At 67.6% G+C, this 14,075-nt stretch carries 18 protein-coding genes; 7 read left to right on the forward strand and 11 right to left on the reverse strand.

Annotated elements, in window-relative coordinates:
- Positions 1-14 precede the first annotated feature (14 nt).
- From RU01_RS14680 to mrf, 5 genes are read right to left on the reverse strand one after another with little or no spacing between them, the layout of a single operon-like run.
- Positions 15-1,184, reverse strand: a complete 1,170-nt coding sequence (locus tag RU01_RS14680; protein WP_042575323.1) for a cation:proton antiporter — start codon at positions 1,182-1,184, stop codon at positions 15-17.
- A gap of 3 nt (positions 1,185-1,187) precedes the next feature.
- Entirely contained in the window at positions 1,188-1,667 is a 480-nt protein-coding gene (locus tag RU01_RS14685; protein WP_042575324.1) for a cation:proton antiporter regulatory subunit, read from the reverse strand.
- Positions 1,668-1,692: 25 nt separating this feature from the next.
- Positions 1,693-1,866, reverse strand: coding sequence for a 50S ribosomal protein L32 (gene rpmF / locus RU01_RS14690; RefSeq protein WP_042575325.1), 174 nt, complete (start codon positions 1,864-1,866; stop codon positions 1,693-1,695).
- A gap of 3 nt (positions 1,867-1,869) precedes the next feature.
- Positions 1,870-2,142, reverse strand: coding sequence for a type B 50S ribosomal protein L31 (locus RU01_RS14695; protein WP_042575326.1), 273 nt, complete (start codon positions 2,140-2,142; stop codon positions 1,870-1,872).
- Entirely contained in the window at positions 2,139-3,407 is a 1,269-nt protein-coding gene (gene mrf / locus RU01_RS14700) for a ribosome hibernation factor-recruiting GTPase MRF (protein WP_042575327.1), read from the reverse strand. The genes RU01_RS14695 and mrf overlap by 4 nt, the downstream gene beginning before the upstream one ends.
- 128 nt (positions 3,408-3,535) lie before the next feature.
- Between mrf and rpmB the strand changes: the two genes are divergently transcribed.
- The 6 genes from rpmB to RU01_RS14730 are packed head-to-tail and all read left to right on the forward strand — an operon-like array spanning position 3,536 to position 5,965.
- Entirely contained in the window at positions 3,536-3,772 is a 237-nt protein-coding gene (rpmB, locus tag RU01_RS14705; protein WP_042575328.1) for a 50S ribosomal protein L28, read from the forward strand.
- Between the two features lies 1 nt (position 3,773).
- Complete coding sequence (gene rpmG, locus RU01_RS14710) at positions 3,774-3,944, forward strand: 50S ribosomal protein L33 (RefSeq protein WP_042575329.1); 171 nt, start codon at positions 3,774-3,776, stop codon at positions 3,942-3,944.
- A complete protein-coding gene (gene rpsN / locus RU01_RS14715; RefSeq protein WP_042575330.1) occupies positions 3,944-4,249 on the forward strand; it encodes a 30S ribosomal protein S14 in 306 nt (101 codons plus the stop codon). The genes rpmG and rpsN overlap by 1 nt, the downstream gene beginning before the upstream one ends.
- A 15-nt stretch (positions 4,250-4,264) precedes the next feature.
- Positions 4,265-4,519: a 30S ribosomal protein S18 gene (gene rpsR, locus RU01_RS14720; protein ID WP_042575331.1), complete on the forward strand. Its 255-nt coding sequence runs from the start codon at positions 4,265-4,267 to the stop codon at positions 4,517-4,519.
- Positions 4,520-4,549: 30 nt separating this feature from the next.
- Positions 4,550-5,476: an AEC family transporter gene (locus RU01_RS14725; RefSeq protein WP_042575332.1), complete on the forward strand. Its 927-nt coding sequence runs from the start codon at positions 4,550-4,552 to the stop codon at positions 5,474-5,476.
- Positions 5,477-5,503: 27 nt separating this feature from the next.
- Positions 5,504-5,965, forward strand: coding sequence for a hypothetical protein (locus RU01_RS14730; RefSeq protein ID WP_042575369.1), 462 nt, complete (start codon positions 5,504-5,506; stop codon positions 5,963-5,965).
- On the opposite strand, the gene RU01_RS14735 is transcribed toward RU01_RS14730, so the two are convergent.
- Genes RU01_RS14735 through RU01_RS14745 form a run of 3 tightly spaced genes read right to left on the reverse strand, consistent with a single transcriptional unit; the run spans position 5,966 to position 9,711 of the window.
- Positions 5,966-7,927 carry a vWA domain-containing protein gene (locus RU01_RS14735; protein WP_042575333.1) on the reverse strand — a complete coding sequence of 654 codons (1,962 nt, stop codon included), beginning with the start codon at positions 7,925-7,927 and terminating at the stop codon, positions 5,966-5,968. It abuts the gene before it with no gap.
- Entirely contained in the window at positions 7,927-9,315 is a 1,389-nt protein-coding gene (locus RU01_RS14740; RefSeq protein WP_042575334.1) for a sigma 54-interacting transcriptional regulator, read from the reverse strand. The genes RU01_RS14735 and RU01_RS14740 overlap by 1 nt, the downstream gene beginning before the upstream one ends.
- 48 nt (positions 9,316-9,363) lie before the next feature.
- On the reverse strand, positions 9,364-9,711 hold the full coding sequence (locus RU01_RS14745; protein WP_042575335.1) for a hypothetical protein: 348 nt from the start codon (positions 9,709-9,711) through the stop codon (positions 9,364-9,366).
- A 78-nt stretch (positions 9,712-9,789) separates the two neighbouring features.
- Between RU01_RS14745 and RU01_RS14750 the strand changes: the two genes are divergently transcribed.
- The gene (locus RU01_RS14750; RefSeq protein ID WP_042575336.1) at positions 9,790-10,281 is read left to right on the forward strand and encodes a glutathione peroxidase; all 492 of its coding nucleotides are present in this window, start codon (positions 9,790-9,792) and stop codon (positions 10,279-10,281) included.
- 21 nt (positions 10,282-10,302) lie between these two features.
- Here RU01_RS14750 and purH read toward each other — a convergent pair whose 3' ends face one another.
- The 3 genes from purH to RU01_RS23200 all read right to left on the reverse strand — a co-directional run bounded on the left by purH (position 10,303) and on the right by RU01_RS23200 (position 14,035).
- A complete protein-coding gene (purH, locus tag RU01_RS14755; protein WP_442970530.1) occupies positions 10,303-11,859 on the reverse strand; it encodes a bifunctional phosphoribosylaminoimidazolecarboxamide formyltransferase/inosine monophosphate cyclohydrolase in 1,557 nt (518 codons plus the stop codon).
- A gap of 4 nt (positions 11,860-11,863) precedes the next feature.
- Positions 11,864-12,493, reverse strand: coding sequence for a phosphoribosylglycinamide formyltransferase (purN, locus tag RU01_RS14760; RefSeq protein ID WP_042575338.1), 630 nt, complete (start codon positions 12,491-12,493; stop codon positions 11,864-11,866).
- A gap of 87 nt (positions 12,494-12,580) precedes the next feature.
- On the reverse strand, positions 12,581-14,035 hold the full coding sequence (locus RU01_RS23200) for a cell division protein PerM (RefSeq protein WP_052493298.1): 1,455 nt from the start codon (positions 14,033-14,035) through the stop codon (positions 12,581-12,583).
- Positions 14,036-14,075: the final 40 nt, after the last annotated feature.

A 14,075-nucleotide genomic window follows, 5' to 3' on the forward strand; every position in this document is an offset into this window, starting at 1 on the left:
TGCGAAAGCTGCGCTCAACGAGCCCGTGCGTCCATCACCCGCTGAGTCACCGGCTCGACGACGCGGGCTGCGATGGGGCCGACGACGGCCATGATGAGCACATAGGCCGTGGCCAGCGCGGCCAGTTCGTCCTCCACCGCCCCGGCGGCCACGGCCAGACCCGCGATGACGATGGAGAATTCGCCGCGCGCGATCAGCGCGGCGCCGGCACGCATCCGGCCGAGCTGCCCCACACCGATGCGGCGGGCGGCCCACGCTCCGGTCGCCACCTTCGTCGTGGCGGTGATGAGCGCCAGGACGATCGCGTACCCCAGCACGGGAGGGATGGATCGCGGATCGGTGTTGAACCCGAACACGACGAAGAAGACCGCGGCGAACAGGTCACGGAGCGGTTCGAGCACGCGCGTCGCCGCTTGCGCGGTGGACCCCGAGATCGCGATCCCCAGCAGGAACGCACCGACCGCCGCGGAGACCTGCATCGCCGACGCGACACCGGCCACCAGCAGTGCCGCGCCGAACACCTTCAGCAGCACCACCTCCCGGTCCTTGCTGTCGACGATGGCCGAGACCACCCAGCCGTAGCGCAGCGCGACAAGGAGCACCACGGTCACCACCAGCAGAGAGATGCCCACTGCTTCTGCGCCGCCGAGAAGGCTGACCCCGCCGAGCACAGCCGTGAGGATCGGTAGGTACAACGCCATCATCAGGTCTTCGAACACCAGGATCGACAACACGACGGGGGTCTCGCGGTTGCCCAGGCGACCCAGATCGCTCAGGACCTTCGCCACGATGCCGGACGAGGAGATGTAGGTGACGCCGCCGAGGACGATCGCGCCGATCAGGCCCCACCCCAGGATCAGCGCGACCACGGCCCCCGGAACGAAATTCAGCACCAGGTCGAGAAGGCCTGCGGTCCAGGATCTCCGCAGACCGGTGACCAACTCGTTCGCCGTGTACTCGAGACCGAGGAGCAGAAGGAGCAGCACCACGCCGATCTCGCTGGCGAGGTGCGTGAAGTCGTCGATCCCGTCGAGCTCGACCAGTCCGCCGTTGCCGAAGGCCAGACCCGCGAGGAGATAGAACGGGATGGGCGACATCCCGATCCGCGATGCCAGCCGTGCGAGCAGCCCGAGTGCGAAGAAGACAGCACCCAACTCGGTGAGTTCGAGCGCTGTTTCTCCCACTCGTCAGCTGCCCAGGATCTTTGCTGCGTGATCGAGTCCGTCGCTGGTGCCGACGACGACCAGGAGATCGCCCGAGACCAGTGTGAAGTCCGGCGTCGGTGACGGCTGCACCTGACCGGCCCGCATGACGGCGACGATGGAGACACCGGTCTTGGTGCGCATCGCCGTGTCGCCCAGTTGCCGCCCGTCGAAACGGGAGCCCTCGCGGATCGGCAACTGACGGGTCCTGATCCCCGGCAGATCGCGATGCTCCTCGCCCAGCTGCGCGACGAGCTGCGGCGTGCCCAGCAGGTTGCCCAGCGCCGCGGCCTCCTCGTTGCTCAGCGTGATCGAAGCCTGTGTCGAATCCGGGTCGTTCTTCTTCGACACGATGAGCTCGTTCGTGCCGTCCTTGCGCGTGATGACACCGATGCGTCGTCCGGTGGACAACGCGAAATCCTTGCGCACCCCGATGCCGGGGAGCAGGGTGACGTCGACGTTCATGCGGTGATGCTAACCCGGTATCCGCTCAGAGCGACTTCGGATCGAGAACGCCGAGCTGGACGGCCTTCACCAGCCGACGGGGCACCTTGTGGACGACTCCCGCCACCGTGACGGGCACCAGATCGGGCGGTGTGGCCTTCCACTGCGCGCGTCGGCTGCGCGTGTTCGACCGGGACATCTTCCGCTTCGGAACGGCCACGGCTCAGACCTTCCCGGCTCGGGCCGATACGTCTCGCTTGCCGTACCGACGCTCGAACTTCTCCACGCGCCCCTGGGTGTCCATCACACGCGCGGCCCCGGTCCAGAACGGATGCGACTCGTTGGTGACGTCGACGACGATCAAGGGGTAGCTGTGTCCGTCGGTGTACTCGACCGTGCGGTCACTGGTGATTGTGGACCTGGTCAGGAACATCGATCCCGTGCCCGAGTCCTGGAAGACCACGGGGTGGTAGTCGGGATGTACGCCGTGCTTCATTCCGATGCCTTTCTCTCTATGTCCGACACGGCATGGACGTCCGTGTCGCAGGGATCCTGGTGGTACTGACCGAACGGGTCGGCCCAGGTGCACCACCGCTCGGAGTGTCGCAGCTCGTCGTCGGTCAGCAGTGCGTCCGACAACGTCGCGTGGACGTGCTCGGGATCGGCCTCGTGGACGAGCACGACCAGGGACTGCGCACGGTCACCGAAGTCGTCGTCCCATCCGAGTGCCGCGAGAGCCCGCCGCGCCGTCGGCACCTCCTCGTACTCGTCCGGCGTCATCGCCGCGAGCCACGATCCTGCCGAGGCGACCCGGAGTCCCCCGCCGGCCGATTCCAGCCACAACACGGCGTCGGGTTGGGTGGCCACCCACATCCGCCCACGCGTGGCGACGACGCCGTCGAGAAGTACGTCGACCGCCGCGTGCAGTCGACCGGGATGGAACGGGCGTCGATCCGAGAACTCCACGAGCGTGACGCCGCATTCGGACGACAGGGGAGGTTGACCGTCGAGCAACGGCGCATGCGCGTCGTCGACGGCGCCGCGACGAGCCGTCGCGGGAACGCGGGACAGGAGTCCGCGCGGCGTCTCCCCTCGCAGGATCCACACCGTCGGAGCCCGCGGAGACAGCCTTTCGAGCACGGCGGCGAGTCGCGCCGCCTCCCATCGGTCGACCCCGGTGTCGGCGACGACCAGGAGGTCGGCGCTGCGGACGTTCCCCACCGCCACCTGGGCCACGGTGCGGTCGTCCAACAGATCGACCGTCCCGTCGGGAAATGCGCGCTCGCCGACCAGCTCGTCACCCGTGGCGTCCGACAACCAGCTGGCGCTGTCGACACAGCCGATGACCGCCTCGATCCGCACGTCGTGCGATGCGGGCGCGTCGACGCGTCCCACCATGCCGGTGACGACGGTGTTTTCCACGGCCCAGCAGATCGCCTCGACGTCGAGTGACGGGTCTACTCGCACGACGATGCGGCGGACCGACGAATCGGTGGACGTCGACCGCAGCAGCGGCAGCAGATCCTCGCGCAGCAGGCACGACACACAGCACCCCAGCCCGGCGAGATCGACCACGCGGGTGGTCACTGCACCGTCGTCGCCCACTCGGACGGTTCGGCGGCGGACGACACCGACGGATGCGTCCGAGAGGTCGTGATGCAGGACCAGCGTGCCCTCGTCGTGCAGCGACGCGGTCACTGCTGCTCCCGGGTCCGCCGGTCCGCACACCAGGACCAATGGAGTCCTTCTGTCGGTCGCCATGGTCAGCGATCCCCCTCACGTTCTTTTTCGACAATGATTTTCACTTACCGGTGTCCGAGCGTACAGTCCGACGCAGCGCTTGTCGAAAACGATTATCAACAAGGCGATTGCCAACAGGAAGGACCGCGATGTCCGCGCACTGCGATGTCACCGGCCGGGTACCGAGCTTCGGGAAGACCGTGTCGCATTCCCACCACCGCACGAGTCGGCGATGGGATCCCAACATCCAGAAGAAGACCTACTACGTGCCCAGCCTCGGTCGACGCGTCCGACTCACCGTGTCGGCGAAGGGCATCAAGACCATCGACCGTGACGGCATCGACTCGGTGATCACGCGGCTGCGCGCCGCAGGAAGGACGTTCTGACATGGCGTCGAAAAGCACCGATGTCCGGCCGATCGTGAAACTGAAGTCCACTGCCGGCACCGGCTACACCTACGTGACCCGCAAGAACCGTCGCAACGACCCCGACCGCCTCGTCCTGAAGAAGTACGACCCGGTCGTCCGACGACACGTCGATTTCCGGGAGGAACGCTGATGGCCAAGAAGTCGAAGATCGCGCGGAACGACCAGCGAGCCGTCGTCGTCGCTCGCTGGGCGAGCAGACGACACGAGCTGAAGGAGCTGATCCGTCGGCCCTCGACGAGCGCCGCGGACCGCGAAGCAGCCCTCCGGGCTCTCCAGCGTCTACCGCGCGATGCGAGTCCGGTAAGATTGCGCAATCGAGACGCTGCGGACGGACGACCGCGCGGGTATCTCCGGAAATTCGGACTGTCCCGCATCGGCGTTCGAGAACGAGCACATCGCGGGGAACTACCCGGCGTCCACAAGAGCAGCTGGTGAAAGAGTGGAGAGAACATGGCAGTGAAGAGGGCCCCGTCCAAGAAGGGCAAGGACGATGCGAATCGCAAGCCCAAGAAGAACCCGCTGATCGCGGCAGGTATCACCGAGGTCGACTACAAGGATGTGAACCTGCTCCGTCAGTTCATCTCCGACCGCGGCAAGATCCGTAGCCGTCGCGTCACCGGACTCACCCCGCAGCAGCAGCGTCAGGTCGCCACCGCCGTGCGCAACGCACGTGAGATGGCGCTCCTCCCGTTCACCACTCGCTGAGTGCAGGCCGGTAGGGGCTGAGGCCCTTCCGTGTCAGGAGTTCTCGCCGGATTCACCGTCATCTTCGTGGTCATCTTCATCGGCTACGTCGTCGCACGTACCCACGTGCTCGGTGAGTCCGGCGGTCTCGTTCTAGGGCGGATGGTGTTCTTCGTCGCCACACCCGCCCTGCTGTTCGACACTCTCGCGCGCGCCGACCTGTCGGTGATCTTCTCCCCCACCTTGGCCATCACCGCGGTGGGGGCCTTGATCGTGGGCGCGATCTCCCTGGTCATCGCTCTGACGGTGACCAAGCGCGGACTCCCCGAGGCGACCATCGGGGCCCTCGCCGCGTCGTACGTCAACGCGGCCAACCTCGGCATACCCATCGCCGTGTACGTGCTGGGCGACGCCTCGTTCGTCGCGCCGCTGCTGCTGTTCCAGATCATGATCTATTCGCCGCTGGCGCTGACGGTTCTCGACGTGTCGACGTCGTCGAAGGACGCGTCGTTCCTCGGGATAGTCGCAGCGCCGTTCAAGAATCCGATCGTCCTCGCCGGATTGGCGGGCCTCGCCCTCGCGATCACCGGGTTCACCCTCCCCGATCCCGTCATGCAGCCGTTCACGCTGCTCGGTGGCGCCAGCGTGCCGGGGGCACTGCTGGCATTCGGGATGTCGCTGTACGGCGTCAAGGTCCTCGAGCGTGGTGCCGGCCCTCGTCGGGACGTCGCGCTCGCGTCGTTCCTCAAGATGGCGGTCCTGCCGGTGCTGACCTACGCGCTGGCGCGATGGGGCTGGAACCTGGACGGGCACGACCTGTTCGCCGTCGTCGTGATCGCCGCTCTGCCCACCGCGCAGAACGTCTTCGTCTACGCCACCCGCTACGGCCGGGGCACGGTCCTGGCGCGCGACACGGCCTTCGTCACCACGATCGTGTCCATCCCGGTCATCGCCGTCGTCGCCGCGCTGCTCGCCTAGTCCGGAAACCGCGCTACCGTGGAGGCCATGAGGTCGTTCGCGTTGGGGTTGCTGATGTGTCTCGCACTCGGCGGCTGCGGATCCTCCGACTCCACCGAGCCCACCGACATCGAGACGGGGGCGGCCACGCCGACCGATCTGGTACCCGTTCCCGGGTCACCTCCGGTCCCCCACCAGGTCGCCGCCGACCAGGTCGGCACCTCGTTCACCCCGGGCGCATCCCTCATCATGGCGCAGTCCACTCCGTTCGAGGCGTGGACACCGTTGCCCGGCAACCGCATCGCCGTGCACTTCGTCACCGGTACTCCCGAGTGCTACGGCGCCGATGCGACCGTGGTGGAGACCGAAGAATCGGTCACCGTCACGGTGCGCACCGGCACCCTCGAATCGGCGAAGAACAAGTCCTGCATCATGATCGCCGTCTACGGAACGATGGAGCTGCAACTCGCCGCACCCGTCGGCACACGCACCGTCCTCAACGGAATGTGATCAGCGCTTCCTCCGGGCCGTGAGGTAGTCGCTGACCACGGCGGCACCGAGACCGTCGAGGTCCGGCGCGATGACCCTGCCGCCTACACGATGCGCCATCCGATCGACGACGCGGGCCAGACCCGGATCGTCACCCAACCGGAAGATGGTCACCTGGGCGCCGATCTTGGCCAGCGTGTCGAGTTCGCGCACCGTCAACCCCAGCGTGCGGGGGTGTGGCGGGTAGTCGAAGAACGCGTGGCCGTCGGGCTCGAGGTGTGCCGTCGGCTCACCGTCGGTGACGATCAGGACCACCGGCTGCGCGTTCGGATTCCGCCGAAGATGCTTGACCGCCAACATCAACGCGTGGTGCAGGTTGGTTCCCTGGTCCCACGCCCCGTCGAGACCGGCGAGTTCCGACGGCGTCAGTGTCTGCGCGTGGCGCCCGAAGCCGATCATCGTCAGGTCGTCCCCGCGAAAGCGGGTGCTCACGAGGTGGTTAAGCGCGAGCGCGGTGCGCTTCATCGGCACCCACCGACCCTCCATGACCATCGAGAACGACGTGTCCACCAACAGCGCGACCGCCGCCTGTGACCGTTGCTCGGTCTCGCTGATCTCGACATCGGTGACCGCCAGACGGACCCCCGCACTGCTGTCCATCGCGGGATCGGCGGCGGTCCGCAGCACCGCATTGGTCACCGTCCGCACGACGTCCCACGGCTCGGTGTCGCCGAATTCCCACGTGCGCGACGCACCTGTCGGTTCGCCCATCGCGCCGGCCCGACGCGTGTCCCGCTCGCCCCGTCGGGACGCGATACTGCCGGCGACATCCTTCAGCGCCGACTGTCCCAACTGCCGCATGGCTTTCGGCGACAACCGCCACTGCCCGTCGGCGCCCTTGTCGAGGAAACCTTCGCGCTGCAACGCCTTCTCGAGATCGGCCAACGTGCGAGCGTCGGCCGCCGCCTCCGGTCCCAGCTGACGCAGCAGGGCGTCGGCATCGATGTCGTCCAGCGCCGCACCGTTGTACTGCTGGGACAACTGATCTCCCAGTTCCTCCAGTTCGGCGATGTCCTGCAGGACGCCGGTACCGTCACCGAGTCCCATGCCCTCCTGGCCACGGAACTTCTGCGCTCCGTCCCAGTCCTCACCGGGGCGTGCCGACTGGAGGTTCTGATCCAGGCGGGCCAGCTGATTCATCAGCTCCTGGCTGCCGAAAGCCTGCTGCGCCAACGCATCGAGCTCCGCCCGCTGGTCGGGCGACAGCGAGTTCCGCAGCCGCTGAGCCGCCGCGGAACGCTCGGCCAGCGCATCGATCAGATCGTCGATCGTCTCCGGATTCTCCGGGAAGTGCTGCCCGTGCTCCTGCATGAACTTCTCGAACTGCTCGTCCGTGTTCTCACCACGGCCGTGAGCGTCGAGCAGATCGTTGAGGTCCGACAACATCTTTGCGACGGCGGCACGATCTTCCTCGGTCGCTCCTTCGAGCGCCTGCTTCATACCCTTGAAGCGTTGGTCGAGAACCTCGCGTCCGAGCAGATCCTTGATCTTCTCGAAGTTCTCGCGAGCCTCGCTGCTGCGCCAGTCGTAGTCGGACAGTTCCTGCACGGCCTGCGCCGTCGACGGTGGAAGTTCCGCGATCTGCATCTCCTGGAACCGGGCATCGTCGTCGAGCGCGCGCGCCAGCGTCTTGCGCTCCTCGAGCACGGCCTTGTCCAGCAGTTCTCGAACCTCCTGCAACGTGCCGTCGAGATTCTTGTTCTTCAGCAGTTCGCGACGACGCCGGTTCGCCCGCGCCGCCAGGTCGTCGAGACCCGTCATGTTCTTCGTGCCGCGACGCAGCATCTCCTGCAGGGCGCGACGAGGAGACGAGCCCTCCAGTACGTCCTGCCCGATCGCGTCGAGCGCTTCGCGGAGATCGACCGGCGGCGCGAGTGGGTCCGGACCGTCGACATAGGGGCCGTACCGGGAGTTACCTGCCATCAGCTGTACACCGTCTGCCCGTCGTCCCCGGTGTCCTTTCCGATGCGCCGGGCAAGGTACAGACCTTCGAGTGCCAGCTCGACCGCCGCGGCGCGCTCACCGTCGGACGTCGCCCCGAGTCGCTCCGAAAGCTCGTCGAGCACAGGGAGATCCGGCAGCTCGTCGAGAAGGACCTTGGCGGTCACACGGTCACCCGTCACGACGGGCTCGCCCTGCTCGACGGCGGTGACCAACGAACTCAGGTCGATGCCACCCAGCAGATCGCGGGCGGTGTCCGCGGTCGCACGTCGCAGCAGGTGGTTCAACACCTCGATCTCTCGGCCTTCCTCACCGGACTCGAACTCGACCTTGCCGCGCAGCACGTCGACGATCGTCTGCGTGTCCACGGGACGGGCCACCGGATCGGCTTCGCCGAGGACCGCAGCGCGGTGAACGGCTGCGGCGCCGACGGTCTCGGCAGCGGCGACGGCGAAACGAGCGGAGACTCCGGAGCGCTGATCGACCGATGCGGATTCGCGCAGCAACCGGGTGAACCGGGCGAGCACTTCGAGAACGTGTCCCGGAACGGTGGCCGTCAGGTCGGCTTCCTGCTCGATGACTGCGATCTCGTCCGCCAGCAGGATGGGGTAATGCGTACGGATCTCTGCGCCGAACCGGTCCTTGAGCGGGGTGATGATGCGCCCGCGGTTGGTGTAGTCCTCGGGGTTGGCGCTGGCGACGAGCAGCACGTCGAGCGGCAGCCGCACGGTGTAGCCACGGATCTGGATGTCCCGCTCCTCCATGACGTTCAGGAGCGAGACCTGGATGCGTTCGGCGAGGTCGGGGAGTTCGTTGATCGCGACGATGCCGCGGTGGGTGCGGGGAACGAGGCCGAAGTGGATGGTCTCCGGGTCCCCCAGGCTGCGCCCCTCCGCGACCTTCACGGGATCGACGTCGCCGACGAGGTCCGCCACGGACGTGTCGGGGGTGGCCAGCTTCTCGGAGTACCGCTCCGAGCGGTGCCGCCACGCGACCGGGAGGTCGTCTCCCAGTTCCGCCGCGCGCCGGATCGAGGCCGGAGTGATGGGGTCGTAGGGATGCTCGCCGAGCTCCGAGCCGTCGATGACGGGGGTCCACTCGTCGAGCAGCGTCGCGAGGGTTCGGAGCAGGCGGGTCTTGCCCTGTCCTCTTTCACCGAGGAGGACGACGTCGTGTTGTGCGAGAAGGGCTCGTTCGAGTTGCGGGAGCACCGTGTTCTCGAAGCCGAGGATGCCGGGCCAGGCGTCCCGGCCCTCCCGCAGGGCGTCGAGGAGGTTGTCGCGGAGTTCGTTCTTGACGGATTTCTGAACGTGTCCCGAGGCGCGGAGTTCACCGAGCGTGGTCGGGCGGGATTCTGAAGACGAAGTCACCTCTCCAACGTACGAGCCTCCACGCGTTTCGGCACGTTCTCCTGCCGGTCAGTGCCCGGAAGGGTCCGTCAGACTCTTGCCCTCGGCGTTCTTGACCCGTTTGCGTTCGAGCAGCACGACGGCGAGACCGGCGGCCCACAGCACGACAGCCGCCGGGAAGCAGATCATCGCCCATCCTTCGAAGCCGCCGCCGGCCGCGGTGAGTCCGAGGCCGAGAGCGCCGAGTCCGAGGGCGATCAAGAAGTACCCCGGCCAGTTCCGCGCATCCGCGATGGCCTCACCGGCGTGCGCGCGGAAGGTGCGCTCCTCGTCGCGCGGCTCCCGTTCGGAGCTGCCTTCCTTGACTCCACCATCCGGGTCGCCGCTGGCCTGGCTGTCACGGTGCCGATCTGTCATGGCCCGCGTCTACCCTCGCTGGGAACGGACCAAACTCCCTCGTACCCGATTCCCGGGAAAACTCGGTAACGTCGAGAGGTGACCCAGACCAGTGCATACGACTTCACCGCCACGACCATCGACGGCGAGCCCGTCGACCTCGCCGACTACAAGGGCAAGCCCCTTCTGATCGTCAACACCGCATCGCAGTGTGGGTTCACCCCGCAGTACGAGGGACTCGAGGTCCTGAACAAGACGTACGCACCGAAGGGCCTGGTCATCCTCGGTTTCCCGTGCGACCAGTTCGGACACCAGGAGCCGGGTGACGCGGAGGAGATCAAGAACTTCTGCTCCCTGCGCTACGACGTCACCTTCCCGCTGCACGAGAAGATCGAGGTCAACGGAGACGGCGCGCATCCGCTGTACAAGTGGTTGCGTGAACAGAAGTCGGGCATGCTCGGCAGCCGCATCAAGTGGAACTTCACCAAGTTCCTCGTCGACGCCGACGGCCAAGTGGTCGACCGTTTCGGGCCGACCACCAAGCCGGAGAAGCTGGCCAAGCCCATCGAGAAGGTCCTCGGCGGGTCCTGACCGTTCGGTCCTCGCGAGAGGTCAGTGGGCGAAGTGGCGCGAGCCGGTGAGGTACATCGTCACGCCGGCCTCGCGCGCGGCGTCCACGACCTCGTTGTCCCGGATCGACCCACCGGGCTGCACGACGGCGGCCACACCCGCGGCGGCGAGGATCTGGAATCCGTCCGGGAACGGGAAGAAAGCGTCGGACGCGGCGACCGCACCGGTGGTGCGGTCCCCGGCGCGGCGCACTGCCAACTCCGCTGAATCGACTCGGTTGACCTGTCCCATCCCGACTCCGACCGAGGCACCGTCGGCGGCGATGAGGATGGCGTTGGACTTGACGGCGCGGCACGCACGCCACGCGAACTGCAGGTCCGCCAGAGTTGCCTCGTCGGCGGGCTCACCGACCGCCAGAGTCCACCCCGACGGGTCGTCGCCCTCGGCGTCGAGAAGGTCGCGATCCTGGAGCAGGAGTCCGCCAGAGATCTGCTTGATCTCCGGCGTCGGCTGGGGCGGCTCGCAGATCAGCACACGGATGTTCTTCTTACGCTGCAGAACTCCCAGGGCACCGTCCGCGTAGGACGGCGCGATGATGACCTCGGTGAAGATCTCCGCGACCTGTTCGGCCATCTCGACGGTGATCTCGCGGTTGGAGGCGATGACGCCGCCGTAGGCGCTGACCGGGTCGCACGCGTGCGCCTTGCGGTGAGCCTCCGCGATGGAGTCCGTGGTCGAGACGGCGATCCCGCACGGGTTGGCGTGCTTGATGATGGCGACGCACGGCAACTCGTGGTCGTACGCGGCGCGCCACGCGGCGTCACCGTCGGTGAAGTTGTTGTAGGACATCTCCTTGCCGTGCACCTGCTCGGCGCGCGCGATTCCGGCGGGGGCCGACGGGTCGACGTACAGTGCGCCGGCCTGGTGCGGGTTCTCGCCGTAGCGCAGCACCGACGCGCGGTCGTAGGTGGCGCCCATCCACGCCGGGAAGTGCTCGGAGTCGTCGGCGACGAGCACGTCGGTCATCCAGGACGCCACCGCCACGTCGTACGCCGCCGTGTGCTGGAAAGCGTTCGCGGCGAGGGCGATACGTTCGTCCAGCGAGAAGCCACCGGCCGAGACGGCAGTCAGGACGTCGTCGTAGCGGGCGGGGTCGACGACCACGGCGACCGACGGGTGGTTCTTGGCCGCGGCACGCACCATCGACGGGCCACCGATGTCGATCTGCTCGACGCACTCGTCGGGGGATGCACCCGATGCGACGGTGTCGGTGAACGGATACAGATTGACGACGACCAGTTCGAACGGCGCGACGCCCAATTCCTCGAGCTGAGCGAGGTGCTCCGGCTTGCGCGTGTCCGCCAGAACGCCGGCATGGACGCGCGGGTGCAGCGTCTTCACGCGGCCGTCGAGAGTCTCCGGGAAGCCAGTCAGGTCCTCCACGCGCGTCACCGGCACTCCGGCAGCAGCGATCTTGGCGGCCGTCGACCCGGTGGACACGATCTCGACTCCCGCAGCATGGAGTCCCACGGCGAGCTCCTCGAGCCCGGTCTTGTCGTACACGCTGACCAGAGCGCGCGTGACTGCTCGCTGATTCACTGGGCTATTCACTGGGGATCTGAGCCTTTCGTCCATCGGTGATGACTCCACGTGCGGCGACAGCTGCGACCACATCGATCAGCAGCCGTCGTTCGACGATCTTGATGCGCTCGTGCAGCGACTCTTCGTCGTCGCCGTCGAGCACCGGCACTGCTTCCTGCGCCAGAATGGGACCGGTGTCGACGCCGTGGTCCACCAGGTGCACGGTGGACCCGGCGACCTTGACGCCGTGCGCCAGAGCATCGGCGACGGCGTGCGCTCCAGGGAACGACGGCAACAGCGCCGGGTGTGTGTTCACGACGCGACCACCGAAGCGGGAGAGGAACGCGGGCCCGAGGATGCGCATGAAGCCCGCACTGACGACGAGGTCCGGTTCATGGACGGCGACCGCATCGGCCAGAGCGACGTCCCACGCACCACGGTCGTCGTAGTCGGCCGGCGCGATCCGGCTGCACGGCACGCCGACCGATTCCGCGCCGCACGGGCGGTCGACCACGACAGCGACGACGTCGGCCGGGTATTCGGGCGATGATGCGGCGTCCACGAGCGAGCGGAGCAGAGAACCGATTCCCGACGCGAGAACGACGACACGAGCCGGGAGGTCCCGCGTGGACGTCGAACGCGGGGCAGACAGCGTGCTTCTCCTCGGCTGATCGAGCGGGTCGTGGACGGGATGAAGCCTAGACCGCCGCTTGTCGGAGCCTCGAGCGGGCTCGGCTCCTCAGGCTTTGCCGTCGGTCGGCAGCTCGACTATTTCGGCGTCCACGACGTCGTCCGCAGACTCGGGGGTTTCGGGAGCAGCGGGGGTTTCGGGAGTGGCGGGGGTTTCGGGAGCTGCGGGGGTTTCGGGAGCAGCGGGGGTTTCGGGAGTGTCTGCCTCTGCGTCGACGATGTCCGCGGAGTCCTCGGCGACAGCCGGTGCGGCGGTCAGTGCGGCCGGCTCTGCCAGGGTGACCGCGTCCGAGCCGGTTTCGTGGTCATCGTCGTCGTGGTCACGGTCCCAGCCGTGTTCGTCGTGGCGACGCATCCGGTAGGCGACCACGGCGGCGACACCGGTGCCGACGACGACGCTCCACGCGAAGGCCGTCACGCCGAACAGCGGGGCGTCGAGGCCGAGATGACCGAACGTTCCCACGGTTCCGCCTGCGAGCACACCGATGACGACACAGCCGACGCTGACGAGGACGGACGCCGCGGCCGCGGAGCGCAGCGCGTCACCCAGGGACGTGGTCGCACGAGCCGCAGCCCGGCCGAGAACGGCGGCGGCCAGGGCCGGAACGACGAGCATGACCGGCCACCAGGCCTGCGCCACCGACTCCGGCATGACGGCCAGCACCGGTACTGCCGGCATCTCGCCGCCGACGGTGTCGAACAGGGACACCGTGGCCGCCCCGACATGGGCTGCCGAGCCGGTCACGACCGCGGCGGCCGCGACGACGACGTTGGGAAGGTAGAGCACGGACACTGCCGTGAGCCCCAGCGCTCCCCCGATGCCGCCGCCCGAGTCGATCAGTGTGCCGAGGGTGGACGTCGACATGATCAGCGACGCAACCACCAGCACACTCCCACCGGCGAGCAGCACTGCGGCTGCGCGCGCTGCCGGCGCGAACGACGCTGCCAGCCACGGCGGAAGGTCGACCAGACGGATCACCGACGGCCAGGTGCCGCGGATGCATCCGATCAGCACGCCGATGCCGTGCACGAGGAGCACCCAGCCGAACGTCGCGAGCGCGTCGGGCGTGCTCAGAGCGATGACGGTGGACGCGTCGTGAATCATCGCGAGCATCACCGCGGACATGGCGAGCGGGCCCGCGAGACCTGCGCCGACTACCCATGCGATGTCGCGGCGTGTCGACGACTCGTCGACCGATTTGGCCACGATGGTCGCTACGGCACGCACCAGGAGCGCCGTGGCGAGCAGCGGAAGTACCGACAGCGTGGCGCCGGCGATGCCCAGAGGAACCTGGTGCACCGCGAGCCAGACGGCTGCCAGGGCACCGAACGTGCCGGTGAGATCACTGTTGGCGGATACGAGCGTCACCAGCACGACGGCCGTGACAAGGGCCAGCAACGTACCGACGGGCCGGAATGCCACCTGCAGCAGCATCCGGGCCTCGTCGGGACTCGGCCCGAAACGGCCGTGCGCGTGAGGTTCGCGGTCGAGGAGAGACGTCATCACCGATCAGGTTCTCACCGGACACCGACCTCCGGACCGA

The organism is Rhodococcus sp. MEB064, from assembly GCF_000834565.1.
GTDB lineage: Bacteria > Actinomycetota > Actinomycetes > Mycobacteriales > Mycobacteriaceae > Rhodococcoides.